Annotated in this window: 16 protein-coding genes and 1 pseudogene; 11 read left to right on the forward strand and 6 right to left on the reverse strand. The window is 63.3% G+C overall.

The genetic code is table 11. The features are described from left to right. Positions 1-3: 3 nt before the first annotated feature. From CGK93_RS19185 to CGK93_RS19195, 3 genes are all read left to right on the forward strand, one after another. Positions 4-1,083 carry an alcohol dehydrogenase catalytic domain-containing protein gene (locus CGK93_RS19185; RefSeq protein ID WP_089596185.1) on the forward strand — a complete coding sequence of 360 codons (1,080 nt, stop codon included), beginning with the start codon at positions 4-6 and terminating at the stop codon, positions 1,081-1,083. Beyond that, positions 1,080-2,708, forward strand: coding sequence for an FAD-dependent oxidoreductase (locus CGK93_RS19190; RefSeq protein ID WP_089596186.1), 1,629 nt, complete (start codon positions 1,080-1,082; stop codon positions 2,706-2,708). The genes CGK93_RS19185 and CGK93_RS19190 overlap by 4 nt, the downstream gene beginning before the upstream one ends. 248 nt (positions 2,709-2,956) lie before the next feature. Further along, positions 2,957-4,957, forward strand: a complete 2,001-nt coding sequence (locus CGK93_RS19195; protein WP_198318269.1) for an FG-GAP-like repeat-containing protein — start codon at positions 2,957-2,959, stop codon at positions 4,955-4,957. Between the two features lie 75 nt (positions 4,958-5,032). Here CGK93_RS19195 and CGK93_RS19200 read toward each other — a convergent pair whose 3' ends face one another. Beyond that, a complete protein-coding gene (locus CGK93_RS19200; RefSeq protein ID WP_089596188.1) occupies positions 5,033-5,764 on the reverse strand; it encodes a glutamine amidotransferase in 732 nt (243 codons plus the stop codon). Positions 5,765-5,928: 164 nt separating this feature from the next. Here CGK93_RS19200 and CGK93_RS19205 point away from each other — a divergent pair, with 164 nt between their 5' ends. After that, a complete protein-coding gene (locus CGK93_RS19205) occupies positions 5,929-7,155 on the forward strand; it encodes an MFS transporter (protein ID WP_089597610.1) in 1,227 nt (408 codons plus the stop codon). Positions 7,156-7,324: 169 nt separating this feature from the next. Then, positions 7,325-8,638 (forward strand): ammonium transporter, encoded by a 1,314-nt coding sequence (locus CGK93_RS19210; protein ID WP_089597611.1) that lies wholly within the window; start codon positions 7,325-7,327, stop codon positions 8,636-8,638. Between the two features lie 95 nt (positions 8,639-8,733). Here the strand turns inward: CGK93_RS19210 and CGK93_RS19215 are convergent, their stop codons facing one another. Both CGK93_RS19215 and CGK93_RS19220 read right to left on the reverse strand, forming a co-directional pair. Then, positions 8,734-9,330, reverse strand: coding sequence for a J-domain-containing protein (locus CGK93_RS19215; RefSeq protein ID WP_089596189.1), 597 nt, complete (start codon positions 9,328-9,330; stop codon positions 8,734-8,736). A gap of 191 nt (positions 9,331-9,521) precedes the next feature. After that, a complete protein-coding gene (locus tag CGK93_RS19220; protein ID WP_089596190.1) occupies positions 9,522-11,810 on the reverse strand; it encodes a SulP family inorganic anion transporter in 2,289 nt (762 codons plus the stop codon). 296 nt (positions 11,811-12,106) lie between these two features. On the opposite strand from CGK93_RS19220, the gene CGK93_RS19225 reads away from it, so the two are divergent. The 5 genes and pseudogenes from CGK93_RS19225 to CGK93_RS19245 all read left to right on the forward strand — a co-directional run bounded on the left by CGK93_RS19225 (position 12,107) and on the right by CGK93_RS19245 (position 17,551). Beyond that, positions 12,107-13,282 (forward strand): hypothetical protein, encoded by a 1,176-nt coding sequence (locus CGK93_RS19225; protein ID WP_089596191.1) that lies wholly within the window; start codon positions 12,107-12,109, stop codon positions 13,280-13,282. Further along, on the forward strand, positions 13,279-14,241 hold the full coding sequence (locus tag CGK93_RS19230; protein WP_089596192.1) for an FG-GAP-like repeat-containing protein: 963 nt from the start codon (positions 13,279-13,281) through the stop codon (positions 14,239-14,241). Before CGK93_RS19225 ends, CGK93_RS19230 begins: the two co-directional genes overlap by 4 nt. A gap of 112 nt (positions 14,242-14,353) precedes the next feature. Then, complete coding sequence (locus CGK93_RS19235; RefSeq protein WP_089596193.1) at positions 14,354-15,442, forward strand: acyl-CoA dehydrogenase family protein; 1,089 nt, start codon at positions 14,354-14,356, stop codon at positions 15,440-15,442. Beyond that, positions 15,436-16,793 (forward strand): annotated as a pseudogene (locus CGK93_RS19240) (PIG-L family deacetylase). Before CGK93_RS19235 ends, CGK93_RS19240 begins: the two are co-directional and overlap by 7 nt. Positions 16,794-16,822: 29 nt before the next feature. Further along, positions 16,823-17,551 (forward strand): glycosyltransferase, encoded by a 729-nt coding sequence (locus tag CGK93_RS19245; RefSeq protein ID WP_442857000.1) that lies wholly within the window; start codon positions 16,823-16,825, stop codon positions 17,549-17,551. On the opposite strand, the gene CGK93_RS19250 is transcribed toward CGK93_RS19245, so the two are convergent. From CGK93_RS19250 to CGK93_RS19260, 3 genes are all read right to left on the reverse strand, one after another. Next, a complete protein-coding gene (locus tag CGK93_RS19250; protein WP_089596195.1) occupies positions 17,548-18,126 on the reverse strand; it encodes an adenylate kinase in 579 nt (192 codons plus the stop codon). The two genes, CGK93_RS19245 and CGK93_RS19250, sit on opposite strands and share 4 nt — an antisense overlap. A gap of 102 nt (positions 18,127-18,228) precedes the next feature. Continuing rightward, complete coding sequence (locus CGK93_RS19255) at positions 18,229-18,717, reverse strand: SRPBCC family protein (RefSeq protein WP_089596196.1); 489 nt, start codon at positions 18,715-18,717, stop codon at positions 18,229-18,231. Next, entirely contained in the window at positions 18,714-19,079 is a 366-nt protein-coding gene (locus CGK93_RS19260) for an ArsR/SmtB family transcription factor (RefSeq protein WP_089596197.1), read from the reverse strand. Before CGK93_RS19260 ends, CGK93_RS19255 begins: the two co-directional genes overlap by 4 nt. A gap of 149 nt (positions 19,080-19,228) precedes the next feature. Here CGK93_RS19260 and CGK93_RS19265 point away from each other — a divergent pair, with 149 nt between their 5' ends. Then, positions 19,229-21,901 carry an exo-rhamnogalacturonan lyase family protein gene (locus tag CGK93_RS19265; RefSeq protein ID WP_089596198.1) on the forward strand — a complete coding sequence of 891 codons (2,673 nt, stop codon included), beginning with the start codon at positions 19,229-19,231 and terminating at the stop codon, positions 21,899-21,901.

The following is a 21,901-nucleotide window of genomic DNA, read 5'->3' on the forward strand; positions in this document are numbered from 1 at the left end:
CCAGTGCTGTCCGCGATCACCGTCTCCAAGGAGACCATTGCTTTTCTGGATTCTCCTGAGCCTGTCCTTGAACCGGGCCACGCCCTGGTCCGGGTCCACAACGTCACGCTCTGCGGCACCGACCTTCATATCTGGGAGGACGACTACCCCACAGAGCTCCCCCTGGTCCAAGGCCATGAGTTCTCCGGCATCGTGGAGGCCCTCGCGCCTGGCGATACCAGCCCCGGAGGCTCCGGGAAGGACGTAGTCCAGGACATCAGCATCGGCGACCGCGTTGCCGTCAACCCCATCATCTACTGCGGCGAGTGCCGCCCGTGCCTCACCAGCCGGTACAACGTCTGCCAGAACGTGGGCTGCCTGGGCTGCTACTCGGATGGGGCACTGACAGAACTGATCAGCGTCCCGGTGGAGAAGCTGTGCCCCGTTCCCGACGATCTCCCGCTGGACATCGCCGCCATGGCCGAACCCGCATCCATCGCCATGCAGGCCGTCAACCGCGGCCGACCCGAGCCCGGCGACACCGCGCTGGTGTTGGGAAGCGGCCCCATCGGATTGCTGGCCACGCTGTTCTTGACGGAGCTTGGAGTCACGGTGATCTGCGCCGATACCGAGCAGCACCGGCTGGATCTTGCGGTCGGGTTCGGTGCCGCGGACACCTTGCTGGTAAGGCCGGGAAGCGACTTCCCGGATGAACACCAAGCACAGCGCCTTCACTCCATGACCGACGGGTACGGCCCGCAACTGGTCATCGAAGCCACCGGGGTTCCTTCCTCCTTGGAGAATGCCATCAGGCTGGTTGCCAGCGCCGGCAGGATTGTCCAGGTGGGCATCTCTCCGCGGCAAGCCAGCGTCTCCATGAAGGACATCCCCTACAAGGAACTGGATCTCATGGGCAGCCGGATGAGCCTCAACCTCATCCCTGACGGGCTCGCCCTGCTGTCCCGTCACCCCGAACAGGCACGTGCCCTCATGACCCACCGCTTCGCATTTGCGGAGGTGCAGAAGGCGTACCGATTGATGCAGGGACGAACCGGGAAGATCGGCAAAATCGTCATCGAGATGCCTGCGGGAAGCGTCGCATGAGCACCTCAATCGTCACCGCGCCCGAACAACTCAAGGCAAGCTACGACGTCGTGATCATGGGCAGTGGCGCCGCCGGACTGGTGGCCGCCGTCCGTGCTGCCGATGCCGGACTGAGCGTCCTGGTGGTGGAGAAGGCGCCGCTGCTGGGCGGCACCACGGCTGCCGGTGGCGGCGTGATGTGGGCACCGAACAACCACCTCGCCAAGGCTGCCGGGTACCAGGACAGCCATGCCGACGGCGTCGCTTACCTCACGGAGGCAGCCGGCCACGTGATGACGGCCCAGGAAATCGAGTGGTACGTCGCCACTGCGCCGCGGGCTGTGGACTTCCTGAACCGGAACACCAAAGTGTCCATGGTTCCCATTGCCCGCCCGGATTACCACATGGAATGGAAAGGATCCGCGGACGGCGGCCGCGGCCTGGACAACAACGCCTTCGATCCCCAGGACTACCCCGGCCTTTCGGGACTGATCCGGCCGTCGTCGTACTTCCCGCTGCTCACCATGACCGAACGCGATGAACTCAACGGCCGCGCCGCTGATCCGTTGCTGCTGGAACGCCGGGCGTCCACCGGGATCCGGACCATGGGCGGCGCCTTGGTCGGGAGCCTGATCGCGAGCGCTGTGGACCGCGGCGTGCACCTTGTGGTGTCCAGTCCGGTGGAGGACTTGTCACCGTCAGGTGCCGGGTGGATGGTGCGTCTCGGTGGCGTTTCTGCCGACGCGACCGTGGCCGCGACCGCCGTCGTGCTTGCCTCTGGTGGTTTCGAATGGAATCCGCGGCTTCGCAGCGCGTTCTTGCCGTATCAGGTGACGCCCATCAGCGCCCCGTCCAACGAGGGCGACGGCTTGGAACTCGGGCTCAAGGCCGGCGCGGCTGTTGAGGACATGACGGCAGTGTGGGGCGTTCCGGTGATTTCGACGGCGGCCCATCAGTACGACGGTCAGCAGTCGGGGCGTATGGGAAACGTGGAGATGACGTTGCCGGGATCCATCACCGTGAACAGCGACGGCAAGCGTTTCGTCAACGAGGCGCTCAACTATCACGACGCCAGCAGGGTCTTCGCCTCGATCAACCCGCATACGGGCAGGCAACAGAACAACCCGGCGTGGTTGGTTTTTGATTCCGCCTATGTGGCCAAATACCCGGTAGCGGGCTCCTCACCGGGCGAACCTGCAGAGTGGATGGTGTCCGCGCCCAGCCTGGAACTCCTGGCCAAGGAGGTGGGCATCAATCCAGCCGGTCTCGATGCCACGGTGTCCCGGTTCAACGCCGACGCGCTTCTCGGCGTGGACACGGAATTCGGCCGGGGCGCCACTGCCCAGGACCGATTCCTGGGCGATGCCGGGAACACCCCCAATCCTTGTCTGGCGCCCTTGCTGGTTCCACCGTTTTACGCGGTTCCCATCCGGGCAGGCGTACTCGGCACGTCGGGCGGGTTGGCTACGGACTTCAGTGGTCGCGTCTTGGACCATCGGCAGCAGGCCATTCCGGGACTTTATGCGGCGGGCAACGTCTCGGCCGGGGTCTTCCGCAACAACTACCCCGGTGGCGGTGCCACCCTTGGTTCCGCGATCACCCGTGCCTTCGCTGTTGGGGAAGATCTCGCGGCCCGGCTGAAGTAGCCGACCATTGGGGGGACGGAAACGCTCGACGGCGACGATCGCCGTCGGGCGTTTGCGTTGGTCCGGTGCGGCCAACTATGCCAAACGACTCCGATAGAATTCGCGGGGGCCACGGTGGCCACATTCTCCATGGGGGTATACGGATGCATCTGTTTGGGACTTCGGCACGCGCCGGTCTGGCCATGGCGGTCGTTGTAAGTGCAGCAACTCTAGGACTTGCTGCACCAGCAACTGCAGCCGTCCCCATCATGGATGTTGCTACAGGGGATGGCCCGGAACGTCTCGCTATTAACGAGGCGACGAACAAGATTTACGTGGCCAACCGCAACAGTGACACGCTCACTGTTATCGACGGATCCACCAACCAGACCAGCACGATGAAGGTGGGTGCTGCGCCATACGACGTGGCAGTCAACCAATTGACCAACAAGGTCTATGCGGCGAACTTTGGCGACGACACAGTTTCCATAGCGGACGTCGCCACAGGCGCCATTTCAACCATCAGCGTGGATTCTCCGTACCGACTGGCCGTTAATGAGAAGACCAACAAGGTCTACGTGGCCAACTACCAGAAGCCGAATGTCACGGTCATCGACGGCGCTACAGGAGCCACCACAGTCATTCCGACGGCACTGGGACCCGCAAATATCGCCGTCAATGAGACAACCAACAAGATCTATGTTGCAAACTTTGGCGTAGCTGACGGCAAGTCCGCCACTGTCATTGATGGAGCCACCAACACAGCTTCCAACATTCCGCTGCCCGGGAGCCATGCCCCGGAACTCATCGCCGTCAACGAACGCGCCAACAAGATTTACATTGCGAGCGCCGCGGGTCCAGTCGCCGTGGTAGATGGTGTGACGAACGTTCCTACGAACATGGAGCTCTACCGCATCGGCTTCGGCCTGGCGGTCAATGAGACTACCGGCAAGGCATACGCCTCTACCGCGCATATTGACAGCCTTATGGTGATCGACGGTGCTACGGACCAAAAGTCTTACGTGAAGCTTCCGACTGCAACGTATGCACTTGCTGTAGATGAAAAACGAAACAAGGTCTACGGAGCCGAAAGTTCCGCGGGCCTGACTGTACTGGACGGTGAGTCAGGGAACATAAGTCGGGTAAGAACCGGGTATTCCCCCAAGCAGATTGCCGTTAACGAGACCACCGGGCGCGTCTATGTTGCGAACAGCACCAGCGACACGGTCACTGTAATTGACGGCAATGACGCCGCACCAAAGTTCACGTCAGCGGCACCTCCAAGCGGTGGAACCGTGGGAGTGCCATTTTCCTTCACGTTTAAAGCCAGTGGATCCCCGGCTCCCCAGTACACCGTCGCCGGCGGATCACTGCCCTCAGGGCTGAAACTCAACGACGAGACAGGCGAGCTGAGCGGGACGCCGGACCTGCCGGGAACTTACTCCTTCCAGATTTCGGCGTCCAACGGTGTCGATCCCGCAGCCACCACAAAGAGCATCACGCTCACCACCGGACGAGCCAAGAACGATTTCAACAGCGACCGGAAGGCTGATGTCCTTGTCCGCCAGAGTAGCGGCGACCTGTCCCTCTACAGCGGAAATGGCTCTGGGGGCTGGTCGTGGGATTTCCGGACGGTTGGCTACGGCTGGAACGCCATGTCGGCAATCAACAGCGGCGACTTCACTGCGGATGGGAATGCCGACATTCTGGCGCGCGACTCGTCCGGAACCTTGTGGATTTATCCCGGTGATGGAAAGGGTGGCTGGGCCACAAGAGTACAGATCGGTCCCGGGTGGAATGGCATGACCACCATCCTCGCTCCGGGCGACTTTGACCGACAACACGGTGAGGACATCCTCGCTAAGGATGGTGGGGGAAATCTGTGGATCTATTCCCGCTTCTCCCCCGATTCGTGGTTGACCCCTGTACAAATCGGTTCGGGATGGAACAGCATGACAGCAATCGTGGCACCGGGGGACTTCAACGGAGACGCCAATTCGGATCTACTGGGCCGGGACTCTGCCGGCAATCTGTGGCTGTACCCGGGCAATGGGTTCGTGGGATGGCATGCCCGCGTGCTGATCGGATCAGGATGGAACGGAATGACGTCCATCCTGGGGGCCGGCGACTTCAACGGCGACGGAACAGCCGACGTCCACGCTGTCGATGGCGGTGGAACCCTGTGGCTCTACCCCGGCAACGGAAAAGGTGGTTGGCTTCCCCGAGTACACCTGGGATCGGGATGGAACGCCGTGACGGCGATCAGCTAACCTGCACGTTGCGAGGCCCGCTCTACACCCAATACCCACGCCAAACCCTGCAGGGCGGGCCCCACAACGGATGGGCTAGCGGGCGTAGAGTTCCGTGAAGTTCCTGAGCACCCGCATGGGCTCCGTCACGGATGATTCAAGGGCGGCGGCGATGAGTTCGTCGGCCTCGTGGGGCGGGAAATAGCCTGCGTTCTTGTAGATGTTGATGCGCGTGATCAGGCCATCGGCATCCAGTTCCGGGTGGAATTGCGTGGCGTAGAGGTTGTTCTTGATCCGGAACATGTGCACCGGGCAGGCCGCTGAACTGGCTAACAACACGGCGTGTTCGGGAAGCTCGCTGCACGCTTCCTTGTGACCCACAAAAGCGTCGAAGGTGTGCGGGACACCCCGAAGCATGGGGTCACGTTCCCCGTTGGCGGTGAGCGTGATCTCCGTGTGCCCCACAGGCTCGCCGAAGCGACGGTCAATCGTGGCCCCCTGGTGAACACCCAGGGTCCCGACGCCGTAGCAGGCGCCCAGGAACGGGAAGTCCTCGGCCACTATCCGGTCCAGAAGTGATGAGAGTTCCGTCTCAACCCGGATCTGGTCCGAGCTCTTCTCCTCCACAGGATCGCTGGACGTATATGGGCTGCCGCCAACAATCACCCCGGAATAGTCCGACAGATCAAGTGCCGGCAAAGGCCCGGATTCCAGCCGGATACGGACCAATTCTTCCGGTTTCAGGCCGCAGTAGCGAAGGTAGGCCTGGTATTCGTCATCGGCTGCTGCGTCTTCGGCACGGGTGGCCAGCAAAAGGAAGGGCTTCACAGGCCCAGTCTGCGCGAGGAATGCCTGACGAACAAAGTGTGTTGGCCCGGAGGGGGTTTCTGACAGAGACTCCCTTGCATCGCCGTGGCTGCATACCGTTGGTAGGGACCCCCATGAAACAACACTGACTCATTTCTGAGGAGCAATCTTTGAAGCAGGACCCTTTGGTCGTCGGCACGCAATCGCCCAGGGCGTCAATTGCTGCACCGCAGCTCCCCAAGAAGATCCCGTGGGGTGGCCTTCTGGTTCTGGCGGCGGCAGGGTTCACGGCTGTGACCACAGAACTCCTGCCCTCCGGTCTGCTCCCCCAAATCAGCCGCGACCTCGGAGTGGACGAGTCGGCGGTGGGTTCACTGACCGCGGTCTACGCTGCCATCATCGTATTCACGGCCCTCCCGTTGTCCCGGTTCCTGGCCGGGAGGCTTCCGCGGAAGACCCTGCTCATTGCCACTGTGCTGGCCTTTGCCCTCAGCAACGTGCTCCTCGCTTTCAGTCCCTCCTTGGGTTGGGCGATCGGGGCGAGGCTCCTTGGCGGCATCGCCCACGGCATGCTGTGGTCCAGCATGGCACCGTATGTGGCCCGCATCGTCCCCGCACATTCCGTGGGCAAAGCCATGGCTGTGGTCTTCAGCGGCAACAGCATCGCGTTGGCCGTCGGCGCTCCGATCGGGACGTTGATGGGTTCGCTCATGACCTGGCGGGCCTCGTTCCTGGTCCTGGCCGGGGTTGGCGTCCTGCTGGCAGTGTTGGCTTTCTGGCTGCTCCCCGGCGCCCATGACCAAGCCAGCCAGAAGACCCCATCCCTCCGGGCAGCCATGAAACTGCCCGGCGTCATCGCCATCGCCATCGCATGGCCGCTCCTGCTGCTGGCCCACTTCACACTTTTCACCTACGTTGCCCCCTTCCTCCTCGCCTCCGGACTGCCGGAATCCGCTACGAGCCTGTCCCTCTCCGTGGTGGGCATCGCCAGCCTGGTGGGTATCTGGATTGCCGGCATGACCGCGGACTCCCGCCCGCGCACCTCGGTGATTGCCGCCGTCGGACTCTTGACCCTTGCATTCGCCCTGCTGCCCGCGCTGGGCGGCACCTGGGTGGGCGCGTTTGGGCTGATGACGCTCTGGGGCATCGCGTTCGGCGCGGTGGGCATCTACAACCAGGCGGCGATTCTCCGTGCAGGCGGTGAGCACAAGGATGCTGCCAACGGCCTGACCGTTGTGACCATCCAACTGGGCATCGCCGTCGGTGCCGTGTATGGGGCGTTTGCCCTCACCACCGTGGGCGCGCAACTGGTGCCGTTGGCGGCCGCGGTTCCCACGGCGATTGCGCTGGTGATCATCGTTGCCAGCCGTCGCGGCGGTTACCCTGCCGGGGGGCGCGAGAACCGCCGTTAACATTCCCGAAACACGCCAGTGACGTGATCTTCACGAGCGGTGGATTTCTGTAACTTACCTGCAACTTAGCTCTTCTGAGTCGGAAACATAGCTCACCGAACATTGATCGGGGGTTGGTGTGGGCCGTGCAACCACGGCCCCGTTTCGGACAAGCTTGAAGGGAACGCAGGTGGAGATCTCTGCGCAACACGTCTGGCTGATGTTGTCATCGGCAATGGTGCTTTTCATGACCCCGGGCCTCGGCCTGTTCTACGGCGGCATGACCCGCGCCAAGGCAGCTCTGAACATGATCATGATGAGCTTCATCTCGGCGGGCATCGTTGGTGTTGTCTGGGTCCTGTGGGGCTACTCGATGACCACCGGCGACGGCTTCCTCGGCCTGTTCGGCAACCCGTTCGCACACTTCGGCCTGCAGGACCTCATGGGGTCACCGGACCTCATCAAGGCAGGCTTCGCTGCGACGTTCGCCATCATCACCGTGGCCCTCATCAGCGGTGCCATCGCCGACCGTGCCAAATTCGGCGCCTGGGCTTTGTTCGTACCGATCTGGGTGACGGTGGTTTACTGCCCGCTTGCTTACATGATCTGGGGCGGTGGCCTCATGAGTGCAGGGGGCGCCCTCACCCAGATCTTCGGCCAGGTCATCGACTTCGCTGGTGGCGCAGTGGTTGAGGTCAGCTCCGGAACCGCCGCTTTCGTCCTCGCCTTGATCGTGGGAAAGCGTCACGGATTCGCCAAAGACCCCAACCACCGCCCACATAACGTGCCGTTCATCATGATCGGCGCAGCCATCCTCTGGTTCGGCTGGTTCGGATTCAACGGCGGCGCAGCCGCCACGGTGGAGCAGGCAGGCCTCATCTGGGTCAACACCCTGGTCACCCCGGCCGCGGCCATGCTGAGCTGGCTGGTGGTGGAGAAGGTCCGTCACGGTCACCCCACTTCCTTGGGCGCAGCGTCCGGCGTGGTGGCCGGCCTTGTAGCCATCACCCCGTCCTGCGCCAACATCACCCCGCTCGCAGCTCTCGGCCTGGGTTTGGTGGCCGGCGCTGCCTGCGCAGTGTTCGTTGACCTGAAGTACAAGTTTGGCTTCGACGACTCCCTCGATGTTGTGGGCGTGCACTTCGGGGCCGGCGTCATCGGCACGATCTCCCTCGGCTTCATCGCCTTCCCCACCGAGGGGACGGCCGGCGGCCTCCTCTACGGCGGCGGCCCCCAGCAGTTGATCGCGCAGACCGTGGCCGTCTTGGTCACCATGGCGCTCTCGGGCCTGGGCACGCTCATCATTGGCCGGGCCATCCACAAGACCATCGGCTTCCGCGTTGCCCACGAGCACGAAATCACGGGTGTTGACCTCACGCAGCACGCCGAGTCCGCCTACGAGTTCGGCCTCACCGCCCACGGCCACTTCCGTCAGCAGCAGGCGCACCTGTCTTCTTTGATCAGGCGGAAGCCCGAAGAGGCCAAGGAAGACAGCTTCGCCTAACGGCACCCTCACCAAACAGCGCCCGCCCACCCAAGTAAGTGACAGCAAACGCACCACTGAGGGCTGATTGGGACGTTTGCTGTTACCTAGTTGGGCTAGCCGGAGCCGTTCCAGATCCGCTGCCACCACGTCCGCTTGCCCGGCGGTTCGGCCTCCGGCTCCGGCGAAGCTGCGGCAGCCCTGCGTTCCCGCCACTTTTCCAGTTCAGTGTTCACGTCGCGGAGCTTGGTGATCACCGGCGGGCCGCCCTGAAGTTGCCGGCGGGCTTCGATCACGCGTTTGTTGAAGTCCTCAAGGATGTCCCGCACTTGTTTGTCCGTGTACTGCTGGTCCAGCTTGGCGTCGAGCTCGGAGTCCTCGATCCGGAGCAGAATGGCCGGCGGACCGATCCCGCTGAGGCGTTCGCGTTGGATGAGGCCTTTAACCCACCAGTCGGGATCATAGTGCTCTCCCAGCCCGGGGATTGGTTTGCCGGCGTACTTGAGGTTGTCGAACTTGCCCTGGTTCATGGCTTCCCGGATGAGGTACTCAACCCGGGCGGCGTCATCCACCTTGCGGCGTTTCTCCCGTTCCTCGGCGTCGGCGGCCTCGAGCTCTGCATCTTCCTCTGCGTTGCCGCCCCATGACCGGACGGCCCGCAGTTCGGCTCCTCGCTCAAGCCTGCGCCTGAAGACGTTATTCTCGGCGTTCACGTCCTGCCACCTCCTCGCACGGCAGCCCTCGCCTGCCGGACATCGTGCTTCCAGTATTCCGCACGTCGGCTTGGTTAATGGAGGCACCCCCACCACCAACTTTGAAACCGCGACGACCCCCGACACACCGCCAACAGGGCGTGTCGGGGGCCGTCCGGAGCCCAAAGTGGGTGGTAGCGGTCCGGCTGGAACTAGGAGCGGACAGTCATGCTCGGATCCAACTGTTCAATACCCTCAGGCGTCACCAGCACCACCCGGGCGGTGCAGATGTCGTAGAACAACCCCGTGGCCTGCACGCTTCCCGAAGCAAGGGCTGGCCCTGTGACGGGGTGGTCCTCCAGCTTCCGGAGCTGCAGGGCAATGTTCACCATGCTCAGCTGGTCCAGCCTGCTGTAGCCCTCGGCCTCGGCCGCGCGGGCAACAGGATGGCCGGCGAGCAACGCCGAGTAGCTGGGACGCGCGTGCTCCAGCCAGGCATCGAAGCCGGCACCCAAGGCAGGTGCAGAACCCTCGGCATCAGCAATGACGGCCTTCATGGCACCACAGTTGGAGTGGCCGCAGATGACGATTGAGTCCACGGACAGCGCCTTGACCGCGAAGGACAGGGTGGAGTCGATGGAGGCGTCCCTGCCATCGCTGCACACCACGTTGCCAATGTTGCGGAGCGTGAGGAGGTCACCCGGTCCGCTGCTGGTAATCAGGTTCGGGTTGACGCGGGAATCGACGCACGCCACGAAGAGGGTGTCCGGGTTCTGGCTTTCGGTGAGCTCCTGAACCAGGGGCCGGACCTTGTCTGCGTGCCGGCGATGGTACTTGTCGATGCCCAGGAGGATGGACCGCAGCAGCGGCGGCTGCCCGCCGTCGTCGTCCGCTGTTGGACCGTCACCGGGCGGCAGCCAGGACGTGCGCGGCGGAAGCGGGAATTCACGCGGGTCCTGCCGCTGGGGAGTGTTGTCCTCGGCGTCGGTGAAGGCGGTGGTTCCGTGTTCCTCTAGCACCACGGAGGCGCCGGTGTTGCGGTGCTGCTTCTGCCAGGCCACCAACGCTTCGCGGAAGGCGTGGTCCAGGTAATCGGCGTTGAGTTCCACCACGGCGTCCTGGCCTTCGGGCACTGAGTGGAGGACGCGGTTGAGCCGGGGCAGCGCGAAGAAGCTGCACGATCCGGCGATGACAACGCGCCACGGCAGGTCCGGGCCGGCGGGCGCATGGGCGTTGATCTGCGCCCGGAGAACCCTCCACAGCACGCAGAGGGCGGCGAGGGCCAGACCGATCATGACGCCTTCGAGCAAGTTGAGGACCACGACGCACACCAGGGTGACGCTGTACACCAGGAGCTCGCCGGTGCGGAGGCTGGTCCGGATGTCGGCAACCTTGATGAGCTTCGCGCCGATGACCAGCAGGAGGCCGGCCAGCACGGACAGCGGAATGAGTTGGATGAGCCCGGCGAACAGTGCGGAGAAGACGAGGACCCAGACGCCGTGCAGGATGGCGGAGGTGCGGCTCGCGGCGCCCGCTTCAACGTTGGTGGCGCTGCGGACAATCACGCCGGTCACCGGGAGTCCGCCGAGCATGCCGGAGACGACGTTCGCGGAGCCTTGGCCCACCAGTTCACGGTTGAGATTGGTGCGGGAACCGCCGTGCATTTTGTCGACGGCCACGGCTGACAGGAGCGATTCGATGCTCGCGATCAGGGCCACCGTAATGACGGCCATGCCCGCTGCGCGCCAGTTGCCGTCGGGCAGGCTTGGGAGGGCGATGGCGTCGAAAATGGATCCGCTGAAACTGATGCGCTCAACGTTTGGAGCCACTGCAGCGGACAGGGCGGTGACGGCGACGACGGCGGCAAGCGGACCCGGCACTTTTCGCACGGCTGCCGGCAAGTACTTCCAGGCAATCAGGATCGCGACAACGGCAAGCCCCAGCAACGCCGAGTGCAGCTCCACGTTGGTAATGGCCGCCGGCAGTGCGGTCAGGTTTTCGACGGCGGACCCAGCAGCTTGGCCGCCGAGCAGCACGTGGAGTTGCTGCAGGATGATGGTGATGCCAATGCCCGCGAGCATCGCCTTGACCACCACGGGCGACACTGCCAGCGCGGCCCGGCCAATGCGGCTGACACCCATGAGTAACTGCACGACGCCGGCACCGACTGTAATGGCACACGTCACCGCCCAGCCGAATTCGTCCACAAGACCGGCGACGACGACGGTCAGGCCGGCAGCGGGGCCGCTCACCTGCAGTGGGGACCCGCCCAGGCTGCCGGCAACGATTCCGCCGACAGCTGCGGCGATGAGGCCGGCCATGACGGGGGCTCCGGAGGCGGCGGCAATACCCAGCGACAGTGGGAGTGCCACGAGGAAGACTACGAGGGACGCGGGAAGGTCGGCGCCGAGGTTGCTGAGGAAACTTGGCTTGGCTGCACCTTTGCCCGGCGGACTGTGTGAGTCGGCGGGCACGGTAGCGGAATCGTTGGGCTGCGGCATGGGGTTCCTTGAGCTTGGGAATGCTGACCCTTCCAAGCTACGGAACCTGTCACCGTTAATGACAACAAGATGTGACAAGCGTGACAAAAGCTGTGAAGATGCGCTTCATGTTGGGACCCATGGGAACTTTCGCGGGGGTGGAGTGCGTTGGGGCGTTCCGGATCGTGAGCCCCGCCTGCGCAACAATGCGGCGCAGATCACAAGCCGACCCGTGCGGACTGTAGGATTCGCTGGGTGAAGCGATAGTCGCGCATTGGATTTTGGGGGTTGGGCCATTGGCTGCTCTGGGTAGGTCTTTGTCTTTCAGCAGCGGCGTCGGTCGGTACCTGACTGCCGCATTTCTGGCAGTGATCACTGCGGTGACGGTCCTGATGGCACCGGGGGTCCAACAGGCTAAAGCCGATACCCTCACGGATCACATCGTCAAAGCCAGCAACCCCAGTGACGTTGCAGTCAATGCCACGACCAACAGGACGTACGTCGCGAACCGGTATGGGAAATCCGTTGCTGTCATCGACGGCGCCACTTCGGCGACGAGGTCGATCGTGGTGGCAGACTACCCCGAGAGCATAGCCATCAATGAGAAGACCAACAAAATATACGTCTCTCATTCCGCCAGCTATACAATTACCGTGATTGACGGGGCAACGGAAGCAACGAAAAGAATTTCCACAGTTGGCCAACCGGGCAAAATGGTTATAAATCAGACCACCAATGAGGTGTATGTCGCCAATGAAGAATCAACAGGCGGCGTCTATATCATCAACGGAGCCAGCATGGCCGTCACCCAGATTCCAATTTATGGGGATATCAGAAATCTCGTAATTAATGAGTCAAGCAACAAGCTCTATGCCACCGCCTGGGACAGCAGCAAAGTGGCCATCCTGGATGGGATCAGTAAAACAGTCACCCAGATTGACCTGGGTACGCCGGCACAGTCAGTGGTCCTGAACCCCGCTACGAAAATGGTCTACTTCAGCTGTCCGGAAGCCAAGGCATTTGCCGTCCTCAACGGGCAGACTAACCAAATATCCATGATTCCCACCGGGTCGAACGCCCGCCCGGGCGTCATGGCTATCAACCGCCAAACCAACATGGTTTATGCAGCGGACGAAGACAACCAATATCTGACAGCACTCGATGCGACAGCCAGGACTGTCGTCAATACGCCGACTGAGCGCACCCATTACCTCAGCATTGCCGTCAATGAGGTCACCAATAAGGTTTATGCCTCTGACTATTACCAGTACCGGGTGACCGTCTTCGACACTAAGGCAACGGTCCTCGGGCACGTACAGGGTTTTAATAACCCCGAGACTCTGGCGATTAATCAAAACACCAACACGATCTACGTTGCCGATCGCGGTGCAAGTCAGATCCGGACCATCGATGGAAGAAACGTCGCCCCCGCATTCACGTCGGTCCTCCCCCGAAAACCGGCTCTGTGGGGGCTCGATACCACCATGAGATGACGGCAAGCGGCTCCTTGGTACCTCAGTTCAAAGTTGCCAGCGGCGTACTTCCGCCAGGCCTGACGCTGGAGTCACGGAGTCCTGGCGCACTTCTGCATGGCGTGCCCACCACTCCAGGGACCTACAATTTCCGCATATCTGCGAGCAACGGTTACGGCCCGGATGCACTGACCCCAACCATCACGATCACCATCAAACCGGCTGATATCAGGCACGACTTTACCGGCGACAAAAAGCCGGACGTCCTGGCCCGGACCAACAGCGGAGACTTGTGGCTCTATCCCGGCAACGGCAGCGGCGGCTGGCAGTCGCCATCCAAGGTCGGCCAAGGTTGGAACGTCATGACAGCTCTCGTCTCTCCCGGGGATTTCACGGGTGACGGCAAAGCCGATGTACTGGCCCGTGACAGCAACGGAGTCTTGTGGCTATATCCAGGTAACGGCCAAGGAGGCTGGCAAGCCAGGCTGCAAGTAGGCCAAGGCTGGAACGCCATGACCGCCATCACGGGAATTGGTGATCTTGACCTGGATGGGAATGCCGACGTCGCTGCCCGCGACAGTTCCGGACAGTTGTGGCAGTATCGCGGCAACGGCCGGGGCGGCTGGCTAACCCAGGAGATGGCTGGCAGAGACCTCAATGGCATGAACTTTATCTCCGGCCCCGGAGACATCACGAAGGACGGTACCCAGGATTTGGTGACCCGTGACACCAACGGAACGCTCTGGAGTTTCAATGGCTATGCGCAATCATCCTTTGGCTGGGGCATCCAAGTTGGCTGGGGCTGGAATGCCATGACTGCCATAGCCACTCCAGGCGACTTCAACGGCGACGGCAACGTGGATCTCCTGGCCCGCGACTCCGCCGGCGCACTCTGGCTCTACCCCGGTAACGGCAAGCAGCGCTGGCTCCCCCGGGTCCAGGTCGGCTCCGGTTGGAACGTCATGAACACCATCATCTAGAGTCCAGAACCACAACACGCAAATCACCAAGAACGACGGCGGCAACCACCCGCCGTCGTTCTCTTGCCCTCCACACGCATAACCTAAGGCTCCTTAGAATAGGCTTGGGATTATGAGCGACTCCGAAGCCCAGCCAGTACGCATCAGTTCCGAACCTGTCCAGCTCCAAGCCCTCGAGCCCATGCTGGAAAAGGTGCGGGAAGCTGTGGGCGATGTCCCTGCTCTGCTTGCCATCGCTACGGAGATCGGGATGACGGCCCCCAAGCCCGGCGAAGGAAATACCGCCAAGCTCTGGGAACTGCTGGCATCCGTCACAGCCGTGGACGTGGCCGCCGGACGGGCGCTCGAACCACACCTGGATGCCGTGGCCATCCTCGCCCAAGCCGCCGACCCCACCACGCCGGAGGGTGCTTGGGGAGTCTTCGCCGCGGAGGGCCCCGGCCTGAAGCTGGAGGCCAAGCGCGACGACGCCGGCAACTACGTCCTCAACGGGTCCAAACCCTGGTGCTCGCTCGCGGCCCAACTGGATGGCGCAGTGATCACGGCCCACACCGAGGACAACAGCCGGGCCGCATTTGCCGTGAACCTGAAGCATCCCGGGGTTACCTGCGAAACACCCCAATGGACCAGCCGTGGGCTCCAGGAAATCCCGAGCGGCACCGTCCACTTCGACCAAGTCCCTGCAACCCCGGTCGGCGGCGAAGGCTGGTACTTCTCACGTGCCGGTTTCGCCTGGGGCGGCATGGGCGTTGCCGCGTGCTGGCTCGGCGGAGCAGTTGCCGTGGCCAGGGATTTCAGGAGCGCACTGGCCAAGGGCGCGGACAGCGGCAGGGAACCGGACCAGATCGCCCTCGCCTCCTTGGGTGAGGTGGACAGGATCATCACGTCCGTCACCGGGTACCTGGCCCAAGCGGCAGAGCAAATCGACGCCGGTGGGCTGGACGACCGCGACGAAGACCCCACAGATCCAAGCAGCCCCAGCGCGTGGAGCGAAGCCCTGCGCATTCGCGGAACGGTTGCAGCCGCCGTCGAGCGCGTCCAAACAGTGGTGACGCAGAACCTCGGTCCCGCGCCGCTGGCGTTCAATGAAGGGTATGGAAAGCGCATGGCCGATCTCTCGCTGTACATCCGGCAGCACCACGCCATGCGGGACGACGCCCAGCTTGGCGCGCTGACGCTGAAGGGAGAACGCCAGTGGTGACCTTTTCCCACACTGACACCGGAACGTCGGAGCAGGAATGGGCAGCGTCGGGAGTGGCCGCCCTCCCCGAACTGCCGCTGGATACAGCAGAACTTGCGGCCAGGAAGTTCGTTGTCCTGGCCGCGCACCCGGACGACGAATCACTCGGGCCGGCGGCTTCCTGGCCAGACTGCACGCAGCCGGCGCAGCAGTCGACATGATCCTGTGCACCGCAGGCGAGGCATCGCATCCAGACTCGCCAACCACGACGCCGGAACAGCTTGCCGCTGTCAGGCTCACGGAGTTCGACACTGCGTTGTCAGGGCTGGCGCCCAGCGCGACGTGGCGGTTTCTGGAACTCCCCGACGGACAGTTGGCTGCCAACGCTGACCGTATTGGTGCGGCAATTCGCGAGAGCATCGCGGGGCGAGCGGCGGAGGAAGTAGTGATCGTGGCTCCCTACCGTGCCGACGGCCATACGGACCACGACACCCTTGGCACGGTCGCCGCGGACCTTGCCACACAAAACGCCTACGGGCTCCTGGAATACCCCATTTGGTACTGGTTGTGGGCAGGAACTGAGGACACCACCTGGAATGGTTGGGTCCGCGTGCCCCTGAGCCAAGAAGAACAACAGACCAAGGCCAAAGCAATGCACGCCCACGTCTCGCAAACAGAGCCGCTGTCCGGACAACCGGGCGACGAGACTTTGCTTTCCGGGACGTTTCTGGAGCACTTCGAGCGGCCGTGGGAAACGTTCGCCTGGCATCCCTCCACAGCTGGGAGCAACAGCGCAGCAGATGCGGAACGCATCTTCGACGAAGTCCATTCAAGGGAAGAGGATCCGTGGAGCTACACCACCAGCTGGTACGAACGCCGTAAGAGGGCGCTGACCCTGGCGGCCTTGCCCGAGGAAAGCTACGAGTCCGGGTTGGAACTGGGCTGCTCCATCGGCACGCTCAGCGAGGAGCTGGCCCAGCGTTGCCGGACATTCCTGGGAGTGGACGCCAGCAGCGCGGCCTTGGCCCAGGCAGCGGAGCGCCTGGCGAACTACCCGTCAGCGGAGATCAAGCACCTCACCATGCCGCATGAATGGCCTGACGGCACGTTCGACCTGGTGGTGCTGTCCGAGACGGGTTACTACCTGTCGCCGGAAGAGCTCACCCAACTGCTGACAAGAATCCAAGCCTCAACTACGCCGGGCGGAACATTGCTTCTGTGCCACTGGCGGCACCCGATCTCGGGCTGGAAACTGGACGCGGAATCAGTTCACTCCATGGCACGCACCCACCTCGGCTGGCCCGCGCACGGGCTCTACCAGGAGAAGGACTTCATGCTGGAAGTCCTGGTGGCACCGGATAGTTCGCCATGACCCACCCACAGCAGCCAAGCATCAGAAACGTGGCGGTAGTAATACCTGCCCACAACGAGGAACAGCGCCTTGGCCGGGCGCTGACCGGGCTGCGCGCCGCACTGGATACCCTTGGACGCAAACACCCCGGGGTGGACGCCTCGGTCACCGTGGTCCTGGATAACTGCACGGACGGTTCGGCGGCGATCTCCGCTGCGTTTGGAGCCAAAGATCCCCGCTTTCACAATGTCACCGTGAAGCTCCGCAGCACAGGTGCCAGCCGCGATCATGGCGTCAGGGAAGCCCTGAACCGCCTGCAACTCCAGCAGGCTGAACAGTCGGAGGCAACCGTATGGCTCGCCAACACCGACGCCGATTCCACCGTCCCCGGGCACTGGTTGGTGCGGCAGGTCGATCTGGCCAACGCCGGGGCCGATGCCGTCCTCGGCTCGGTGGAGCCGGACCCCACCGATGTGGATCCGGTATTACTGGGGCGCTGGCTGGAGTTGCACCCCTTCCGCGAGGACCACTCGCATATCTACGGAGCCAATTTGGGCATCAGGGCCTCGGCCTACCTCACCGCGGGCGGTTTTCCCTTGCTTCGTTCCCACGAGGACCGGGGTTTGGTGGAGCGGCTTCGTCGGCAAGGTTTCACGGTGACATCTACGGACACCATCCGTGTGGTCACCTCGGGCAGGACACACGCCCGCGCCCCCGAAGGATTCGGTTCCTACCTCCGGGCTCTCGGCGCCGAGCTTCCGGCCCCCGCCAGCGGCTAACCCGCCAGAGCGCCCTCCACCGCAGCTATGGCAGATGCTGTGATCGCTTCCCGATCGCCGGATCCGTCCACGGACAACAGAATCCCGCGCTTCGAGTAAGCCGTCAGAACCGGCTGGGTCTCGTCCCGGTACAGCTCCAGCCGACGCTGGATCACGGCTTCGGTGTCATCGCTGCGACCTTGCTCTTGAGCACGGCGGAGCATCCGGGCCAGCAACTCGCTGTCCGAGGCCGTGAGCGCCAGGACAGCTTCCAAGGGCTGTCCCCGAACCGCGAGCATCTCATCCAAAGCTCCGATCTGGATCACCGTTCGCGGGTAGCCGTCCAACATAAACCCCTCGGCAGCATCGGATTCTTCCATGCGCTGCTTGAGCATGTCCGTGGTGACGTGGTCCGGCACAAACTCACCCCGGTCCATGAACTCGCCTGCTTCAAGACCGAGGTCCGTTTTGTCCCGGACATGGGCGCGGAAAAGATCACCCGTGGAAATGGCGGGAATCCCGAAATGCCGCGCAAGGTGCTCCGCCTGCGTGCCTTTGCCGGAACCGGGAGGGCCCATGATGATCAATCGCGCCATGTCACTGGTCCGTTTCGAAAGGCGGGCGGGACTTAAACAATACGCCGACGACGGCGGGAGGCGCCCGTCGTCGTCGGCTTCTTTTAGCGTCCGGTTCAGTTCTCAGGCGGTGGCAAGCACGGCATCGACCTGTTCGATCGCCTCCCGCATCCCATCTTCCATGCCCATCTCGGCCATCTTCTGCATCTGCTCTTCGGATTCGAAGCTGGAGGTGATGGTCATTCGGGTGCGGTTGTCCACGGGTTCAAGCTTCACTGTGGCGTGGGTGATGCCCAAGTCATCTACGGGCTCACCGTGCTCGTCGGCGAAACCGTCGTCGAACTCCAGATGGTCCGGGGCGTTGATGGCGGTGAACTTCCACCAACCGCGGGCTTTGGTGCCGTCCGGGCCGGTCATGTAATAGGCGGCCTTGCCCCCGGCGGTGAACTCGTGGGTCTCAAAAGTGGCCGGCCAGGTGGGCGGGCCCCACCAGCGTTCGAGCTGCCGTGGGTCTTCCCAGATCCTCCACACGCGCTTCACGTCGGCATCGAACTCGGCCACGATGGTGAAGCTCAGGGCCTCAACATCCTTGTTTACGCTGACAACAGTCATGGCAGTTCCCTTTCGTCATCTTCTGCGAGTATGTCCGCGATCCGGCTGGCCCGTTGCCGCCAGATCATTTCGAAGTGGTCCAACAGGTGCCGGGCTTTTTGCAGTCCCTCGTGGTTTCCCCGCACAATCTGCTCCCTCCCACGTTTCTCCTTGGTCACCAGGGAGGCGCGTTCCAAGACCGCAACATGCTTTTGCACGGCCGCGAAACTCATGGTGTACAGCGCAGCCAATCCGGAAACCGAGTACTCCCCCGCCGTCACCCGGGCCACGATGTCCCGGCGGGTTGCGTCGGCGAGGGCCTGGAACAGGCGGTCGAGTTCTACGTCGCCGGAGGGTTTTTTGCTGAGCTGATCTACAACCATTTGGTTGTACGATACGCCCGGAAGGGCCCGATGTCAACGGATGTGATGGCCAAAACATGGCCACCCCTTGCGGCCCTACGCATCGCCCGGGTAAGTTGTTGAAACGTCTCAAAGAAAGCGTTTTCCCGAACACTTAGGTGGAATTGACCATGACTCAGCACGCCCCGATCACGTGGATCGATGGCGAACCGCCCGCCGGACTCAGCGGCGGCACGACGTGGGGAATGCCGTTCCAACGCGGCACCGTGCAGGACGCAGCCGTCCTGGGGGTTCTCGACTCCAGCGGCAGCACCGTCAACGCCCAAACCTGGCCCCTGGCCACCTGGCCCGATGGCTCGCTGAAGTGGGGCGGCGTTGCCCTTGGCGCAACGGATCATCCCGCTGACACCTACTTCGTCACCCACTCGACTGAAGCGAACGACGGCGGCGCGGCAGCCGCCGTCGAACGCTCAACAGAGGTGACGGTCACCGAAGAAGAAAGGACCATCACCGTATCCACGGGCACACTGGACATGGTCCTGCACAGGAGTGGCGACACCCTGTTCAGCGAGCTCCGCCGCAACGATGCGGTGGTGGCCAAGGACGGCCGCCTGGTGAGCCTGCTGCAGTCAGGGCTGCCCGAGGGAACGGGCACCACCACCCGCACGGGCTTCACCGGCCACACCACCAGCGTCACCGTGGAGCAGGCCGGTCCTGTCCGCGCGGTGGTCAAGGTCGAGGGCTCGCACCGCGCGGAAGAAGGCACCAAGGCATGGCTCCCGTTCACTGTCCGCTTCTACTTCTACGCGGGCGCACGCAGCGTAAGAATGATGCACTCGTTCATCTGGGACGGCGATGCTGAGCAGGATTTCCTCGCCGGCCTGGGCGTCGAGTTCACCGTGCCGCTGGACAACGAACTGCATGATCGCCATGTCCGGATCGCCGGGGCCGACAGCGGATTCCTGGTGGAGGCCGTGCGCGGGTTGACTGGACTGCGGCGGGATCCGGGCGAGGAAGTACGCGCCGCGCAGATCGCCGGCCGACCGACGCCCCCTCTGAATGAGTGGAACCCGCTGGTTTCCGAACGGCTCCATCTCATCCCGAGCTGGAACGATTACACGCTCACGCAACTGACAGCCGACGGCTTTGACCTGCGCAAACGGACTGCTCCCGGCCACGGCTGGGTGGGAATTTCGGGTGGCACCAGGGCGGCCGGGTTCTGCTCGCTGAGCGACGTCCGTGGCGGCTTTGGTGTTGGCATCCGGGACTTCTGGCAGTCGCACCCGGGGCAGCTGGACATCCGCGGGGCAGCCACCGAGGAAGCGAAGGTCACCGCCTGGCTCTACTCCCCCGAAGCCCAGCCGATGGACCTCCGTTTCTACCACGACGGCCTGGGCCAGGACACGTTCGAGGACCAGCTTGAGGGCCTCGAAATCACCTATGAGGACTACGAGCCGGGCTTCGGCAATCCCACGGGTATTGCCCGCACGCACGAGCTGACGCTGTTCGCCTACGACTCGACCCCCAGTACGGAGAGTCTCGCCGCAGACGCCCAGGCGGCGTCCACTCCGCCAATGCTGCAGCCCTCGCCCGAGTACCTGCACACCGCAGTTGTCTTTGGTGACTGGGCTCCGGTGGATCGCAGCACCCCGGCCCGGGCTGAACTGGAAGACAAGCTGGACTTCCTGTTCGATTTCTACCAGGGCCAGACCGAACAGCGCCGCTGGTACGGATTCTGGAACTACGGCGACGTCATGCACACCTACGACACTGATCGGCACGTGTGGCGCTACGACGTGGGCGGCTACGCCTGGGACAACTCCGAACTGTCGCCCGACCTCTGGCTTTGGTACATGTACCTCCGGACGGGTCGCGCGGACGTCTTCCGCTACGCCGAGGCCATGACCCGCCACACTGGTGAGGTGGATGTCTACCACCTCGGTCCGTGGCGCGGATTGGGTTCGCGGCACAATGTCCAGCACTGGGGTTGCAGCGCCAAGCAGCTGCGCATCAGCACGCCGGCCTACCGGCGCTTCTACTACTACCTGACCGCCGACGAACGCACCGGCGATCTCCTCACCGAACTGGTGGACAGCGACCAGAACTTCCTCGGCTTGGACCCCGTCCGCAAAGTCAGGCCCGACGCCGATACGTACCGTCCGGACCGCGGCGCCTTGGGCGTCGGGCTGGGTACGGACTGGGGCTCCCTCGCCGCCACCTGGCTGACCGATTGGGAGCGTACCGGCAACCCGCGCTCACGGGATCGACTCCTCGGAACCATGGCAGACATCGGCGCCCTGAAGTACGGATTCCTCACAGGCGAAGCGCTGTACGACCTGGATGCCGGGAGGTTCGACACCGGCAGGGAAGTCATCAGCGTCTCGCACCTGAGTGCCGTGTTCGGTTTGGTGGAAATCTGCAGCGAACTGATCAGCTTGGTGCCGGACAAGGACTTCGAGGAAGCCTGGATGCAGTATTGCCGGCTCTTCCTGGCCACCCCGGAGGAGCAGGTCGCGGAGGTAGGGCAACCCCTGGCCGGCATCTACCTCACCCAGGCACACAGCCGGCTGACGGCCTATGCCGCGGACCGGCTGGGGTCCCCGGAACTCGCGGAGTTGGCCTGGGAGAGCTTTGCCGAGGGCGGGGAGAACCTCAACCACGCCGAGGCCTTCACGTTGAAGAAGATCCTGCCCCCGTTCGTGCTTCAGCCGGTGGACGAAGCTCCAACCGTTTCCACCAACGACACCGCGCAGTTCGGCTTGGCCGTCATCCAAAACCTGGCCCTTATCGGTCACCGCCTCCCGGCGGCGGCCGATGCACCGCAGGAGGTCCCGGCGTCGTAA

The sequence above is a fragment of the Arthrobacter sp. YN genome, assembly GCF_002224285.1.
Taxonomy (GTDB): Bacteria; Actinomycetota; Actinomycetes; order Actinomycetales; family Micrococcaceae; genus Arthrobacter.